Genomic DNA, 16,197 nt, shown 5'->3' with positions numbered 1-16,197 from the left:
ACATGAGCAATTTCTTCACCGGTCTCCTGCGCCTCAAGCGCGGCCCATGGGAGATGCTGGCCACCATCCTGATCGGCCTTGGCGTCTTCATGCTGATGCAACCCTTCGTGCTCTGGGCCTTCACCTATTCGTTCGTCACCACGCTGGTGGGCACGGTCATGTTCATCATCGTCTCTCATTTCAAGGACTGACCCAGTGGCGCAAATCATCATCAAGAATGTCCGCAAGGAATTCGGAGACTTCACCGCCGTGAAGGAATCGAGCTTTACCATCGAAGACGGCGAGTTCTTCATGCTGCTGGGCCCCTCGGGCTGCGGCAAGACCACGACCCTGCGCATGATTGCAGGCCTCGAACTGCCCACCTCCGGCGAGATCTATCTCGACGGCGAAGAGATCAGCCAGAAACCACCCAGCCAGCGCGACATCGCCTTTGTCTTCCAGATGTTCGCCCTCTACCCGCATATGAACGTGCGCAAGAACCTCAGCTATCCGCTGGTCAGCCAAGGCATGGCCCGGCGCGACGTCAAGGCCAAGGTCGAGGAGGTCGCGGGCATCCTGGGCATCACCGACATCCTGAACAAACCCGTGGGCGGCCTTTCGGGCGGCGACCGCCAGCGTGTGGCCCTGGGCCGCGCCATCGTGCGGGACCCCAAGGCGTTCATGATGGACGAACCGCTGGGCGCGCTCGATGCCGAGTTCCGCGAGCACATGTCCGAAGAGCTGCGCGCCCTGCACGACCGCATGGGGGCCACCACCGTCTACGTGACCCATGATCAGCTCGAGGCGATGCAGATGGGCGACAAGATCGTGGTGATGAACAACGCCGTCGTCGAACAGTTCGGCACGCCGCAGGAAATCTATGACAAACCTGCCACGATGTTCGTGGCCGACTTTATCGGATCGCCGTCCATGAACTTTCTCGATTTCAGCGGCAAGGTCGCGGATGGGGCGACCTCGGTCGACCTTGGCGGTCAGGCCCACGGTATCCCGCGCCAGATGCAAGGCGCGTCCGGCGATCTGGTCTTTGGTGTGCGGCCCGAACATATCAAACTGTCCGATGACGGGGCGTACCGGGGCGAGATCCTCGCCACGGAATACCTTGGCACGACACAGATCATCACCCTTGCCACCCCCAACGGCGAGGCCAAGGCCCGTATCGACAGCGCTCAGGTGGCCAAGGTGGGCGAAAAGGTCGGGCTCAGCTTTGAAGCGCCCAAGGTCACGCTGTTTGACCGCGCGGGTGGACAGGCCTTGCGATCAGAACTGAACGACGGGGTGTTGTCCAATGGCTGAAGTCATACTCAAAAACCTGAGCAAATCCTTTGGCGACCAGATCGGTGTCGAAGACATCTCGATGACCATCCCGGATGGCGCGTTTGTCGTGCTGCTTGGACCAACTGGTGCGGGCAAAACCACGACACTGCGCCTGATCTCAGGGCTGGAAAAGGCCGATCGGGGCGAGGTCTGGATCGGGGGTCGCAACGTGGCCAACGAAACGCCGGCCCAGCGCGACGTGGCGATGGTGTTCCAGCAATATTCGCTCTACCCCCACCTGACGGTGCGCGAAAACCTCGCCTTTCCGCTAAAATCCCCGATCCTCAACACGCCCGCGGACGAGATCACGGCCAAGGTCGACGAGGTCGCCCGCGTGCTCCAGATCAGCCACAAACTCGACAACAAGGCCACAGCCCTGTCGGGCGGCGAGATGCAGCGCGTGTCCATCGGCCGCGCACTGGTGCGCGAGCCGTCGATCTACCTGATGGATGAACCGCTCAGCTCTCTGGATGCAAAACTGCGCACCGATCTGCGGGTGGAGCTGAAACGCATTCAAGCCAGCCTTGGCGCAACATTGCTCTATGTGACGCACGACCAGATCGAGGCGATGACCATGGCGACCCACGTGGGCGTTCTGAACGACGGGCACCTCGTACAGTTCGGCACCCCCCGCGAAATCTACGAAAACCCCAACTCGCTTTACGTCGCCTCGCGCCTCGGGCTGCCGCGCATCAACGTGTTGCCTGCGGATGTGTTTGGCGGTGTCCCCGCGGGGACAACCCAGATCGGTCTGCGCCCCGAACACATCCAGCAGGGCGAAGGACAGGAGGCACAGGTGCAAAGGGTTGAACATCTGGGCGACCAGAACCGCCTGCACCTGACCCTGCGTGGGCATCCGCTCATTACCATCGCAGACCCCGCAACTGACTACGCCGCTGGCACAACGCTCAAGGTTTCGCCCCGCAATCCCTTGTGTTTTGACGCCGACGGCAACCGCATTCGCTAAAGGAGGTGACGCATGCCCCAGTTTATCAACGCCAAAGACACCCTGGTGACCGACGCCATCGACGGGTTGTTGCAAACCACCGGTGGCACGCTGACGCGGCTGGATGGGTATCCGCATATCAAGGTGGTGTGCCGCACCGATCTGGATAAATCCAAGGTGGCCCTGATTTCGGGCGGCGGATCGGGTCACGAACCTGCGCACGCCGGTTTTGTCGGGCGCGGCATGCTGACCGCTGCGGTCTGCGGTGAAGTGTTCGCCTCGCCTTCTGTGGATGCCGTGCTGGCCGCGATCCTAGCCGTGACAGGCACCGCAGGCTGTTTGCTGATCGTCAAAAACTACACCGGTGACCGTCTGAATTTTGGCCTCGCTGCCGAACGGGCGCGGGCCTTTGGGCTAGATGTGGCGATGGTGGTGGTCGATGATGACATCGCACTGCCCGATCTGCCACAGGCGCGCGGCGTGGCCGGAACCTTGTTCGTGCACAAGATCTCGGGCGCGCTGGCCGAGGACGGCGCTGATCTGGAAACCGTCACCGCAGCGGCGAAACGCACAATCGAGCAAATGGCCTCTATCGGGACGTCGCTGGACACTTGCACAGTGCCAGGGTCGGCCAAAGAAGCGCGCATTGCCCCCGGCATGGCCGAGCTGGGCCTCGGTATCCACGGCGAAGCAGGCGTGCAGCAGGTGCCGTTTCAGGACGCGACAACCGCGATGGATCAGGTGCTGGACAAGCTCACGCCGCATATGGGGGATGGTGAATACGTTGCAATCCTGAACAACCTCGGCGCGACCACGCCGCTCGAAATGAGTGTGTTGGCCCAAGCGCTTGCCGCATCGGACAAAGCGTCCCGGATCAAACATGTGATCGGCCCGGCACCGATGATGACATCCCTCGATATGCACGGGTTCTCGGTCTCTGTCCTGCCGGTCGATGACACCAACCGCGCACAGTTGGACTATGCCGTCGATCTGCCTGCATGGCCCGGTATGCACAGCATCGCGCCGGTCAAGACGCGCCCCCTGCCCGATGGGCTGAGCCCGATCCGCCCTGTGCCTTCGGCCAAACCCGCGACCCGCGCGTTGCTCGAGCAGTGCTGTGATCTGCTGATCGCGGCAGAACCGGACCTGAACACGCTGGATGCCAAATCCGGCGACGGCGATACAGGCAGCACGCTGGCCACCGCGTCACACGCGCTCAAGGGGACGCTGGACACCTTGCCGCTGGCCGATCCAACGCAATTGTTCCGTGCGATTGGCAACGAGCTGAGCCAGACCATGGGCGGGTCTTCGGGCGTGATCCTCGCCATCTTCTTTGGTGCGACGGGGGATGCCTGCGCGAATGGCAAGCCTACGACCATGGCGTTGATGGCCGGGCTGGACCGTATCCGTCAGGTCGGCGGTGCGGCCAAGGGTGACCGGACCATGATCGACGCGCTGGAACCAGCGCTGGCCGCCCTGCCCAACGGGGTCGCGGCTGCGGCGGCTGCGGCACGGGCCGGGGCAGACGCAACAGCAACCATAGGACGGGCCAAAGCCGGGCGCGCATCATATGTGCCGTCAGAAAATCTGATTGGACATAATGATCCCGGCGCAGAAGCGGTTGCGCGCCTGTTCGAGGGCTTGGCCAAGGCCATGTGACAGCGCATAAGACACCGATGAAGCACGGACAGCCCCCCCTTTCAAACCCGACGATCAACGACATTGCCCGTGTCGCCAAAGTCAGCCTTGCGACGGTTGACAGGGTTCTGAACGCACGTCCCGGTGTCCGTGAAACAACGGTCAAAAAGGTGAACCGCGCCATTGCGGAACTGGGTTACGTGCGTGATGCGGCGGCGGCGAACCTGGCACGGGGGCGGACCTACAACTTTGTCTTTATCCTGCCTGCCAACAGCAACGAGTTCCTGACAGCGCTCGAAGCGGAGATCGCGCAGCTGGGGCGCGACATCCGGCACGAACGCACGCGGCTCAGCTTTGTGCGGGTGGCGGCGTTTGACCCTGTGGCGCTGGCCGAGGCGATTGACGCCATCGACACCAAATCCGTCGATGGCGTTGCCATCTTTGGTCCAGAGACCCCATCCGTCCGCGACAGCATTGCGCACCTCAAGGACAACGGCGTGACGGTTGTGTCATTGGTCGCCGACATCCCGTCATCAGAGCGCGACCACTATGTGGGCGTGGACAACATCGCAGCAGGGCGCACCGCCGCGCAGTTGTTGGGCAAATTCATCGGCCCCCGGCCTGGCAAGATCCTGGTTCTGACCGGGTCGATGCTGGCCCGTGATCACCTGGAACGGCGATTGGGGTTTGACGCGGTGATGGCGCGGGATTTCGGGCATTTGGATGTGCTGGCCTCGCTTGAGGGGCGCGACGACCCGGACTTGATCGCGCGGCTGCTGCCCGATGCGCTGGCGTCCAACACGGGCGTGATCGGAATCTATTCCTCTGCGGCTGGTAACGAAGGACTGTTGCGTTTCTTTGAAACACAACCTGTGGGCAGCCGCCCTGTGGTCGTCGCGCACGAGTTGACGCAACTGTCGCGGCAGGCCCTGTCCAATGGCATTTTCGATGCGGTCATCAGCCAGGATACCGGCCATCTGGTGCGCAGTGCCGTGCGCATCATGCGCGCCGAGCGGGATCGTTTGCCGATACAGGCCGCCCAGGAACGCATTCGCATCGACGTCTATCTCAAGGAAAACATGCCGCCCTAGCGGCACCACCAATCAGGGAGGATCACTCATGAAAACCATCAAGGGACCGGCGCTGTTTCTGGCGCAATTTGCAGGCGACGACGCGCCGTTCAATAGCTGGGACAGCATCACCAAATGGGCCGCCGATTGCGGTTACAAAGGTGTGCAGGTGCCAAGCTGGGACGGGCGTCTGATCGATCTGGACGCCGCGGCCAGCAGCAAGGATTACTGCGACACGTTCAAGGGCCAGGCGGCCGAGAACGGGGTCGAGGTGACCGAGCTGTCGACCCATTTGCAGGGCCAGTTGGTGGCGGTGCATCCGGCCTATGACGACGCCTTTGACGGGTTTGCGGCCCCCGAGGTGCGCGGCAATCCCAAAGCGCGGCAGGCCTGGGCCGTGGAACAGGTGAAAAAGGCAATCAGCGCGTCGGCCCATATGGGCATCGGCGCGCACGCGACGTTTTCGGGCGCGCTGGCCTGGCCCTATATCTATCCCTGGCCGCAGCGCCCTGCGGGTCTGGTCGAGACGGCGTTTGACGAATTGGCGGCACGCTGGCGGCCCATCCTGGATCACGCCGAGGACAATGGCGTGGACATCTGCTACGAAATCCACCCCGGTGAGGATCTGCATGACGGCGTGACATTCGAGATGTTCCTGGAGCGGGTGGACAACCACGCGCGCTGCAACATGCTGTATGATCCCAGCCACTATGTGCTGCAATGCCTTGATTACCTTGACAATATCGACATCTACAAAGATCGGATCAGAATGTTCCACGTCAAGGATGCGGAATTCAATCCGACGGGGCGGCAGGGTGTCTATTCGGGCTATCAGTCCTGGGTTGACCGCGCGGGCCGGTTCCGCAGCCTTGGCGACGGGCAGGTCGATTTCGGGGCGGTGTTCTCGAAAATGGCGGCGATTGATTTTGACGGCTGGGCGGTTGTGGAGTGGGAATGCTGCCTCAAGCATCCCGAGGACGGCGCGCGCGAAGGGGCGCAGTTTGTGTCCGATCACATCATCCGCGTGACCGAACGCGCCTTTGACGATTTTGCCGATGGTGGCACCGATGAGGCGGCCAACCGGAAGATGCTGGGGATCGACTAGGCCGGGACCGCCTCCGGCGGGCATATTTTTGGAACAATGAAGGGCGGGGGCATCCCCGGAGAGGAGAAGCGATGGCACGTATCAAACTGGGCATGGTGGGGGGCGGCAATGACGCCTTTATCGGCGGTGTGCACCGCATTGCCGCGCGGATCGATGACCGGTTCGAGCTGGTGGCGGGGGCGTTGTCGTCCACGCCCGAGAAGGCGCGCGCCAGCGGTGAGGCGCTGGGCTTGCCGCGCATCTACGATGATTTCAAGGCGATGGCGATCCGCGAGGCGCGCCTGAAGGACGGGATCGATGCGGTGAGCATCGTGACGCCCAATCACATGCACTATGCCGCCGCCAACGAGTTCCTGAAACGCGGGATCCACGTGATCTGTGACAAGCCGCTGACCTCGACCCTGGCGGATGCCAAGAAGCTGGTGAAGGCGGTGGAGAAGTCGGATGCGCTGTTTGTGCTGACCCACAATTACACCGGCTATCCCATGGTCCGGCAGGCGCGCGAGATGGTGGCCGCCGGGGAGATCGGCAAGGTGCGCGTGGTGCAGGTCGAGTATCCGCAGGACTGGCTGACCGTGGAGCAGGATTTCAAGCAAGCGGAGTGGCGCACCGATCCGAAACGCTCAGGCGCGGGCGGGTCGACCGGTGACATCGGCACCCATGCGCACAACCTTGCCTGTTTTGTCACCGGCCTGACGGTCGAGGCGCTGGCCGCCGATCTGGATGCGTTTGTGCCGGGCCGGCAGGTGGATGACAACGGCCACGTGATGCTGCGCTTTGCCGGCGGGGCCAAGGGGATGCTGTGGTGCAGCCAGGTCGCACCGGGCAATGAAAACGCGCTGCGGCTGCGGGTTTATGGGGACAAAGGCGGTCTGGAGTGGGCGCAGGAGGATCCGAACTATCTGTGGCACACGCCCTTTGGCGAACCCAAGCGGTTGATCACGCGCAACGGTGCGGGTGCCGGTGACGCCGCCGCCAAGATGAGCCGCATTCCGCCCGGTCACCCCGAGGGGTATCTGGAAGGCTTTGCCAATATCTACAGCGAGGCTGCGGACGCCATTGAGGCCCATCGTGACGGGGCCACGTCGGATGCGCTTTATCCCGATATTCAGGACGGGTTGCGGGGGGTGCAGTTCGTGGATGCCTGCGTGCGATCCTCGGCGCGCAATGCGGCCTGGGTTACGCTTTGATCCACATATGGCTGGCACAGGTTTCATGTGCCAGCCTGTGAGGTCCGGGGCCTTATCACTACAATCAGGCCGATGCAGCACAGCGAATGGACGCTCTAGTCGGCGTCGCGTTCCATGATCCATTCCACATCCGGTGACGGCACAAACCGCCACTTGCGCAACGGGCCGGCCATGACGTTCAGATAGTACATCTCGAACCCGTAGGGTGCGCCGCAGGGATGATGCCCGCGCGGCACAAGAACGACGTCACCGTCCCGCACCGCCATGGTCTCGTCCAACTGTCCGTCATCGGTATAGACCCGTTGAACACCAAACCCGTTGGCGGGGTTCAGGCGGTGGTAATAGGTTTCTTCGAGATAGGTGATACGGGGATAGTCGTCTTCGTCGTGGCGGTGGCTGGGATAGCTGGACCAGTGGCCCGCAGGGGTGAACACTTCGGTCACCAGCAGGCTGTCGGCATAGTCTTCGTGCTCCATCGCGATGTTGTTGATGTAGCGGGTGTTGGTGCCCTTGCCGCGTTTGGTCAGGGAAATGCCGTCCGGGCCAATGCGCCGGGCCGGATGCGCACCTTTGCCCGGTGCGGCACAGACGGCGATCACACAATCGGTTGTAGCGGTGGCGGACCATTCGGAGCCGTTGGGCAGATACAGGCAGTGCGGCGGCGACTTTTCAAACACGCTCATCCGGTCGCCCAGAACGCCCCAGTCCTGTCCCGCGCCTGTCAGGTGCGCCTTGCCCTCGACCATCACGAGGATGACCTCATTCGCCCCGGTGATCTCGGCGACTGTATCTCCCGCGCGCAACCGGTGAACGGCAAAACCGACGTAGCGCCAGCCGGCACTTGCCGGTGTGATGTCGTGCACTTTGCCGTGGGTGCCAAACGGTTTTCTCAACAGGTCTTGCATAGGTCGTTCCCTTTTGGGGGTGGAGGGCGCGTTACCCCGGCTTGTAGGCGCGGTTGGCTTCGGGGTCTTCGGTCGAAAAGGGCAATGCGCCCAGTGCGGTCCACGCCGCATCGCCCAATGTCGCGTCCGCCCATTCCAGCGTTTGCGCGACACGCGCCGCCGAGGTTACGCCGACAATCGTGGACGTGATGCGCGGATCGCGCATGGAAAACTGCAACGCCGCAGCGCCGGGCGCGACCCCGTGGTTGTTGCACAGCTGTTCGATAGCCCGAACGGGTGCCAGATCGGCTTCGGTCGCGGGCTGATAAGTGACGCGCGGCATGGCGGCGCTGCCCTTGGCCAACACGCCGCCCGCATAGGGTGCGGCGTTCAGAACGGCGATGCCGCGCTCATGTGCGTGGGAAAATATTGCATCTGCCGACCGGTTCAACAGCGTGTACCGGTTGTGACTGATGATCGCGTCGAACGGGCGGTCGCGCAGGATCGGAAACATGATGTCGAGACGTCCCATCGCCAGACCAACCGCATCGACGACCTCCTCGTCCCGGAGCGCAAAGAGCGCGTCCAAAGCGCCCCCCGTTCCGGTGATTTCATCGAGATCACGTGCATGTTCGGGGTCGTGCAGATGCAAGAGCGGAACCCGGTCCACACCCAGACGGGACAGGCTTTCCTCGACCGATTGTTTGACGCGGTCAGCATCGAGCCGCCCGGTGTCCATGTCGCGGTCCACCTTGGTCGACAGGACAAAACCGTCCGGCAAGCCACCGCGCTCGCGGATGGCGTCACCGATGCGTGCTTCGCTACGGCCAAAGCCATAATTGTTTGAAGTGTCGAGGAAATTCACCGGACCGTCAAAGATCGCGTGCAGCGTCGCGCGGGCGGTTTCATCCGACACTTCGTAGCCGTAGGTGTCGGGCATGTTGCCCAGCCCCGAAGCACCAAAGCAGATGGAGGATACGGTCAGTCCGGATGTTCCGATTGGTTTGAAATCCATGGCGCGGCGGGCTCCGGGTGCAAGAGGGGTCACATGGATTTGGACACGATGTGCCATCTGCGCACAAGAGGGGCCGCCGAATTTCGTCAAACGGCGTCGGGCGCCGGGCCCCAAAGGTGCGGGACCCGGCAACAGTCACGGGATCAGGACGAGGGAGGGCGTCCAAATCCCGGAATAGGAATGTCGATGCCACCCACACCCGCGCGCTCTGGCGTGGTTGTATCCGCAAGCGGGAACGGCGACTGGGCCGCCGCATGCGCCGACCAGTCACGACCACCGCCAGCGGCATCACAAATCCCGTCAGACGCAGCACGGGCCACACGCGGCGCAGCCACGCTGGTGCCCGACAACCGCACCCAAGAGCCGCTGCGCGAGCCTGCGTTGATCACGCCACGCAACGCATAGCTGTCGTCGCCTTTGGCCGCGAGGTCCGGACCGTCGCGCGTTGGCACGGGCGGCACATCGCGGCGCGCCAGTGGTCCACTGCCGGAATAGAGCGACACTTGCGCGTCCCGTTCGGTGTAGGCGGCCACGACGATGGGGGCTTCGCCACCGGCAAACCCGCTGAGCGTGGTGTGACGGCGCACCGGGCAATCGGTGCCTGTGGGATCTGTGGCCAGCGGCACGCCAAAGCGGTCAAACCGCACGTAGTCTGGGTTGCTGAACCACGCCTGACGACCACCCGACCGCGTTCCCGGCAGCGTTTCGTCGCGGCGCACCCAAAAGTGGATGGCTGCTTCGGACGGGCCGTCATCGCGGGTGACATCAATCGCCCACATCCCATGCGGGGCATTCGGCCCCGGCGTATCCAGATGCGCGGTAGGATTGATCGAAACGGTCACAAGATCGCGGTGGATCACGCCCCCACCCGCCTGACAGGCCAGGCGCGCAATCTCGGCGCCAGCCTCATTGACAAGGGACGCCACCTGCCCCGGCACGGTCGGGATCACGGCGCTTTGCCCGCCCGGTGTGGTGACTGCAATCTGCGCCAGCCCTGGTGCGCTGTCGGCGGTGCCGGTGGGCATCCAAATCTGCACAACGGTTGGCGTCTGGTCATTGGGCAGTACGGACAGGTCAAAATGTGTTGGTCCGGCCTCCTCGGCCACGCCGTGCAGGCGGCCCAGGTTGATGTTGCCCGCAGGCAGGGTCAGCCACGCTTTTTGATCCGGGCCGGGCCATTGGCGATTGTCGCCAAAGTAGTGTTCAAACAGGGTCGCAAAGAGGCCCGTGCCATCGTGCGGCCCGCCCGAATTGCCAAAGGAAAAGTTGAACACAACCGGCACCAGCGATCCGTCCGCCCGGCAGAACCGCTGGGCCTGTTTGGCGAGGATATGGAATGCGAGGTAAAGGATCGGCAGGGAATCGAGCCCGGTTGTGTCCTCGACCGCGGGGTTCGGAAGGGCAACGCAGATCACCGGCCGATTGTCACAGGCGGCCTCCATCGGATAGCCCGCAGCCAGCCCCGAGACATGGGTGCCATGCGACGTACGCGCGGCCACTGTCGACACCGCCGTCGCAGCCCAATCCACGATGCCAACGGAACGGTAGAACAGGTCCTCGTCCAGCAGATCGTTGAATGTCGCCGCATCCAGTGCCGCGTCGATTGCCTCGCTGTCGAGGCCCCGGCCGACGGAACTGTGCCCACCAAGCACGGGCTGTGCTTCGAGGATCGAGGCATGGGCGACGCGCGTGGTGACGCGCCCTTTGCGCAAAAGGTCATGGGCGATTGCGATGCCGTCATCCACAACCGCCATGACCACAGCGTCGTCCGAAACCGTGACCGGGGTCAATTCCGGCGAAGTCGCATCAAAGTCCAGGTAGGTGTCAGAGGTCTGTGCACCGAGGTGCAGAGACACCACGTGGTGCGGGTTGTCCGCCTGGTTCAGCGTGTCGATCAAGCGCTTGCGGGCGTAGATTGTGATGGGCTGCCGCGCCATTTCGCGTGACCGATCCGCCGCATCATAGGCCGCCGGGATCAGCAGATCGCTGCCATAGTCCACCACCGATGCCTCGAACTCATCGATGGACACATTGGCCACTTCGATCAGCACAGACCACCATATTTCATCCACAAATTCTGACACTTGCGCCTGGGCGAGGGTGAGCCGGAAATCGGTCACCTCGTCAAGAAGCGGCGCGTCATCCCGGGTTTGGGTATCGGTCCAGTTGTACATGGTCCCGCTCCTCAACCCGCACCGGTTTCGATGTCCTGCCATTCAGCCACAGCCTTGGACCAGAGCCAGGCCAGGATCGGGGATGGTTCAAACCTTGGGTCACCGCTCTGGGTTTCACCCTGCATCCATTCGCCCGCGCTGGGTTCCATCGTATCTGTAGCCGCGTCGTAAAGAAGGTGCCAATTCAGATCATCGTTGGGATCGAATTTGGTCCCGTCAAAGGACGTGGACCACCAGTCGCCACCGCAGCATTGGGTAAAGACATGCTCGGCCAGTGTTGAACCCAGGATGGCACCTGCCACGCTGTCCACGGGGAAGTGGACGCCCGCCACAGTCCGGTTGGTGGCAATACGCGCGGCCAGCCGCATCAGCATCTCACCCCAATAGGCCGTGTCGCTGTATTGCGGTGCGTTACTGTGGCGCAAAAGTTTCCAGATCAAGCGGGCCATCAGGAATGCTTCGGTCGCATGGCCGCTGGGCAGCGAGCCGTGCGTCGGCGTCGGGATCATCGGTTGCAGTTGCGGCGAGAACTCGATCGGGCGCTTGACCGCCAGAGTGTATTTCATCCGCTGATAGGCCGAGGAGGCAAAGGCCAGTGCAGCATAGAGGAATTCAAGCGTATACGGCGTGCGCGCTGGATCCATAAAGCCGATGGTCGAAAAGAACGGTGCCGGGACGGACACCTGCGTCAGGATCTCGCTCGACCGGTCAGGGCGGATCTGAGCATAGCCCCACACCTGTTTCATTTGCGCCTGCAACTGCCCGACTTCGGGCGCGATCATCTGGACCATCTTTTCCTGCTTGATCACAGTGCCGCCGCGCTTTTCCTTGCCACGACGCCAAAGCACCGCCTGAGGGAAATCACCATCGGCGTCAAAATTCACGTCGACTGTGGGCGTCAGTTCGGCCTGATAGAGCGCTGCGCGTACGCCGGCCGACAGGCGGGTCAGGTTTTCGGTGCTGTCTGCTGCGCCGGGGTTGACGGTGCCCACGTGATCCAATTGTGCACCGGTGATGCCGTCATGGGTGGTGATGAACGCGTTCGCCAGCATCGGGTTTTCCGAACCACCGCCATATGCCCCGTAGGCGCCATAGGCCCCGTATGCCCCCGCACCTGCATAGGCGCCATACGCCCCGTAGGCGCCGTACGCTCCATATGCTCCATACGCGCCATAGGCACCTTGTGGGAAAATGCTCATCGGAAGTCCTCCAGTCTTTGTAGGTTGTCTATCAATCCGGCACGCCAGCGCTTTTCAGCAGCTCGGCGAACCTGCGTCCGTTTTCAAAATTTCGGCTGGGTGCATTGCGTTGCCAGGTGCTGACCCGCAGATCAGGTTGCAGCCGCATCAACTCGCGCACTGTCTTTTGGGATGCGTCTGCCTGACCGGCCCCCATTTGCGCAGCCGCCAGTGTTCGCAACGTCGACACATGGGTTCGGTTCAGGCGGAGCGATTCCTGGGCCAACGTCACGGCCCGTGTGTAGTCCCCTGCCGACAGGTTCGCGCCCGCGGCCAGGATCAAATAGAAAAACCGGTGCGGGTCTCTTGGCGTCAGATGCAAAGCACGCTCTACGTCGCGTTTGCCATCGTCGGCATGATCCGTGAATGCCTGCAACATACCGCGCAGCGCACGGGCTTGAGCGTCGTTTGGATTGATCACAAGCGCGCTGTCATAGTAGCCGCGCGCATCATCCAACTGGTGCAGCAGGTTGGTCATCACAAAGCCGAGGCTGGTCAGCGCCAACGTGTTTTCGGAATCGATGTCGAGCGCCCGTTCAGCGCACTCGATCGCGGCCTGTGCTTCTTTCTGAACGTCCTGCGACCAGCCCTGCATCGCGCGCAACACGTGCCAGCGCGCCATCCAGGCCAGTGGCGACGGATTGTTGGGTGCACGTTCAATCAGATAGGTGAGCAGGTCCCGCGCTTCGTTGAAATAGCGTGGCGACAAGCGGTGCATGAGGCCCACGGCACCGTGCAGTACGCTGAACAGTTTCAGATCAGCCAGTGGGCGCGTGCGCAAGCGGCGCACCTCATTCACCATGATGGCGTTGCGCACGTGCGACGCGATATGCGCGACCCAATCCGTGTCAGTCAGCAACGGCCCCAACGGCAAACTCACCCGTTCGGACCAAAGGATGTATTGCGTGTCCGTTTCCACGAATTCGACCGACAGCATGGCGCGGTCGCCTTCGGTCAGAACATGGCCTGACACGACAAAATCGGCATTCAGGACGCGCCGCAGGTCGCTGACGCCACCCGGTGTATCGGTCACCTGTGCCGTGGACAGCCGCGAGATCACGTTGACGTCCTCGGACCGTCCAAGCGCGCCTGCGATTTCATCTGCAATGAAAATGCCCAGCGGTTCCTGCTTGCCCTCCAGCGCGCTGCGCATCGGCATCACGGCGAGTGTCGGCAAGACGTCGCGCGGGTCCAGTTGGGCGGTAATGGTGCCTTCGGGCTCTATAATGGCATGGTCTGTCGGCGCATCTACGGGCGCGGCAGCGGTTGCGGCGGCGACCTCCAACACGACACCGTTGAGGACATAGCCGCGTTTCGGCATCGTTCGCAGGAGCGCGCGGTCATGGTCAGCCAAGGCGCGGCGGATGTCGGCCACGCATTGTGTGAGGCTGTCATCGGTCACCGACACATCGCCCCAGATACGTTCAATCAGATCATCACGCGCCACGAGCACGCCCGGCGTTTCCGCCAGCACCTGCAGCACGCGCGCGGATTGCGCACGCAACAGGATTTCACGACCTGTCGCATCGCTCAGGCGTTGGTTCGTCCTGTCATACGTCGTTTCACCAAGACGGATGCGGTCTGGTGTTTGGCGCTCATTGCCGAAAATGTCCGTCTCTCGCCCCTTTTGCAGAACACTTGGTTCATGCAGCACCGGGCGTTGCGCTGGCACATGTTCCGTTCTGGCAGCCGGAAAACGGCCTGCCAGTTTTTTCCATGCCATGCCAACAACCGGCGATCCACCTAACCCATTGGCAGCGTAACAGGCATTCCCGTTTGACGATAGACCCTGCGTCATCTGGCAAACTCAGAACAACGTGCGCGGCAAAATACCGGCCGAGATGTCGTGGGAGCGTCAAGTGTGCAAGGCAGGCGCACACTGGGGACCGGAATGCCCGCGGGATAAGCTTGGTGGACCGCGCGGTGTGTCGGGTGATGCAGTATGGCAAACGGCATGCGCGCCCACGGAACGTACGCGCGCGCGCACAGCGCCGCCTCGTCCCGTGCACGAATTGATCCCGTCATGTCACCCCATCCTGCATTTGTCCGATCCGTCACTGCGGATCTTGCACCCGAATACCTTAGACTCTGCCCCGAAATCCGACCGTCCGCCTGAAACAAATCCGAAATCCTTCCGAAATCGGACGCGTTCGGTTTCGCCCAGATTTCAAGGAAGTTTCGGACGGGTTTCAGGACACTGCCGCCGCTCACAGGCAGGCTGCAATCGTGGGTTGGTCAACCGCCAGCTCCGCAGGAAGTCAAAAAATCTTAAAGATAGGACATATTACAATGGCTGATCTCGACACCGCCAAGGCACAGATTCTCAAGCAATTTCAATCCAGCCTGCCCCCCGGCATGCCCAACCCACAACAGTTCACAATCCCCGAAATGATCGCACGTCCGGTGCTGAACATGGGTGTTCTGGACCACGGCGCACACGACATCATCGCAGGCACCTTTGTGCCCGGCACCAACGGCGCTCTGAACACATGGTCCACTGCGGACATGTTCACCTCTGCCTACCTGCAGATGGTCCAGGACATGGCATACGGTCTTTCGCAGGCCGACCAGAACCAGATCACACAGATCAAGACGCAGAACGCTGTTGTCCTGAACAACCTCGTCACCACCTGGGAGCAAACCTTTGCCCCCATCACGCAGGCCGAAATGACTGCGGCGGGCGTCCACTCCAAGATCGACTATGTGACTGCGCAATTCACGCCGCAATTCAAACAGTCGCTGAACTGGGCCCGGTTCGCATCGGACTACAACCAGGCCAAGGCGGCCATCGACATCATGTCGAACATCAACTCCGCCATGGTCGAATTTGGTCGCCAGATCACCGCGGTCAAAGGCAATATCGCCACGCCGTCGCAAACCAACGGCGGCCTTCAGGCCTATGACCGCAACAACGCCAAGGTCTGGTTCCCCGGCTACAACGTCGACCCGAACTTCCCCACGGCATTTGCCAACGGTCAGACCGTGAACATCACTGTCGAATTGACGGATGTGGGTCAGTCGTCTTCCAGCTTCTCCATCGAAGGTGGCGCGGGCGGTTCGTTCCCGATCGACTTCCTCAACATCGCCGGTGCGACCAGCGCCCAGTACAGCCAGAGCGATTTCCAAAGCCTGATGTCCAAGGCCAAGATCCAGCTGGAGTTCACCAATGTCAGCTATCTCGCGGCCTCGCCGTCGAACCTGACCGCCAACAACACCATCGGCTGGTATCTGGCGACCATCCTCAAGCAGGCGTTCAACAACACCGCCGGTGACACCGGACCGTACTTCATCTCGAACGAGGCAACGCACAAGGCTGTCCTCAAGGGCGGCGGGTTGCAATCCCTGCGCGGGCTGTTGGTGTCGACCATGCCAACGGGCAAGATGTTCTTTGCCTCGGACGACTACTCCTCGTTCCAAAAATACTTCCACACGCAGTCGCATGCTTCGGTCAGCCTGTTTGGCATCATCCCGATTGCATCGTCGAGCACGTCGTTCACCAAGTCGTCGTCCGGCTCTTCGGACAAGAACTACAAGATGGAAGTCGACATCAATCCGGCGGGCGACAAGAACAACATGGTTGTGCATGGCGCGTTCCTTGAGAACCCGACGGACTGATCCCCGTG

General features: G+C 62.1%; 13 protein-coding genes. 8 read left to right on the top strand and 5 right to left on the bottom strand.

Annotated features, from left to right (window positions below):
• Positions 1-2 precede the first annotated feature (2 nt).
• From Q0936_RS11180 to Q0936_RS11150, 7 genes are all read left to right on the top strand, one after another.
• A complete protein-coding gene (locus Q0936_RS11180; protein ID WP_299144277.1) occupies positions 3-191 on the top strand; it encodes a hypothetical protein in 189 nt (62 codons plus the stop codon).
• 4 nt (positions 192-195) lie between these two features.
• Positions 196-1,293: an ABC transporter ATP-binding protein gene (locus Q0936_RS11175; RefSeq protein WP_299144274.1), complete on the top strand. Its 1,098-nt coding sequence runs from the start codon at positions 196-198 to the stop codon at positions 1,291-1,293.
• Positions 1,286-2,281: an ABC transporter ATP-binding protein gene (locus tag Q0936_RS11170; protein WP_299298433.1), complete on the top strand. Its 996-nt coding sequence runs from the start codon at positions 1,286-1,288 to the stop codon at positions 2,279-2,281. Before Q0936_RS11175 ends, Q0936_RS11170 begins: the two co-directional genes overlap by 8 nt.
• A 12-nt stretch (positions 2,282-2,293) precedes the next feature.
• Complete coding sequence (locus Q0936_RS11165; RefSeq protein ID WP_299298430.1) at positions 2,294-3,919, top strand: dihydroxyacetone kinase subunit DhaK; 1,626 nt, start codon at positions 2,294-2,296, stop codon at positions 3,917-3,919.
• Between the two features lie 17 nt (positions 3,920-3,936).
• Entirely contained in the window at positions 3,937-4,989 is a 1,053-nt protein-coding gene (locus Q0936_RS11160; protein ID WP_299144263.1) for a LacI family DNA-binding transcriptional regulator, read from the top strand.
• A 28-nt stretch (positions 4,990-5,017) separates the two neighbouring features.
• On the top strand, positions 5,018-6,073 hold the full coding sequence (locus Q0936_RS11155) for a sugar phosphate isomerase/epimerase family protein (RefSeq protein WP_299298427.1): 1,056 nt from the start codon (positions 5,018-5,020) through the stop codon (positions 6,071-6,073).
• A gap of 71 nt (positions 6,074-6,144) precedes the next feature.
• The gene (locus Q0936_RS11150) at positions 6,145-7,263 is read left to right on the top strand and encodes a Gfo/Idh/MocA family oxidoreductase (protein WP_299298424.1); all 1,119 of its coding nucleotides are present in this window, start codon (positions 6,145-6,147) and stop codon (positions 7,261-7,263) included.
• A 95-nt stretch (positions 7,264-7,358) separates the two neighbouring features.
• On the opposite strand, the gene iolB is transcribed toward Q0936_RS11150, so the two are convergent.
• From iolB to Q0936_RS11125, 5 genes are all read right to left on the bottom strand, one after another.
• Positions 7,359-8,168 (bottom strand): 5-deoxy-glucuronate isomerase, encoded by an 810-nt coding sequence (gene iolB, locus Q0936_RS11145; RefSeq protein WP_299298421.1) that lies wholly within the window; start codon positions 8,166-8,168, stop codon positions 7,359-7,361.
• A 31-nt stretch (positions 8,169-8,199) separates the two neighbouring features.
• Positions 8,200-9,162, bottom strand: a complete 963-nt coding sequence (locus tag Q0936_RS11140; protein ID WP_299298418.1) for an aldo/keto reductase — start codon at positions 9,160-9,162, stop codon at positions 8,200-8,202.
• A gap of 143 nt (positions 9,163-9,305) precedes the next feature.
• A complete protein-coding gene (locus Q0936_RS11135) occupies positions 9,306-11,336 on the bottom strand; it encodes a hypothetical protein (protein ID WP_299298415.1) in 2,031 nt (676 codons plus the stop codon).
• Positions 11,337-11,347: 11 nt separating this feature from the next.
• A complete protein-coding gene (locus Q0936_RS11130; RefSeq protein WP_299298412.1) occupies positions 11,348-12,535 on the bottom strand; it encodes a phosphatase PAP2 family protein in 1,188 nt (395 codons plus the stop codon).
• A 31-nt stretch (positions 12,536-12,566) separates the two neighbouring features.
• The gene (locus Q0936_RS11125; protein ID WP_299298409.1) at positions 12,567-14,297 is read right to left on the bottom strand and encodes a winged helix-turn-helix domain-containing protein; all 1,731 of its coding nucleotides are present in this window, start codon (positions 14,295-14,297) and stop codon (positions 12,567-12,569) included.
• 566 nt (positions 14,298-14,863) lie between these two features.
• Between Q0936_RS11125 and Q0936_RS11120 the strand changes: the two genes are divergently transcribed.
• Positions 14,864-16,189, top strand: a complete 1,326-nt coding sequence (locus Q0936_RS11120) for a hypothetical protein (protein WP_299298407.1) — start codon at positions 14,864-14,866, stop codon at positions 16,187-16,189.
• The last annotated feature ends 8 nt before the right edge of the window (positions 16,190-16,197 follow it).

The sequence above is a fragment of the uncultured Tateyamaria sp. genome (assembly GCF_947488715.1).
GTDB lineage: Bacteria > Pseudomonadota > Alphaproteobacteria > Rhodobacterales > Rhodobacteraceae > Tateyamaria.
The sequence above is the reverse complement of the archived record's forward strand: the minus strand, read 5'-3'. Positions and strand labels throughout refer to the sequence as shown.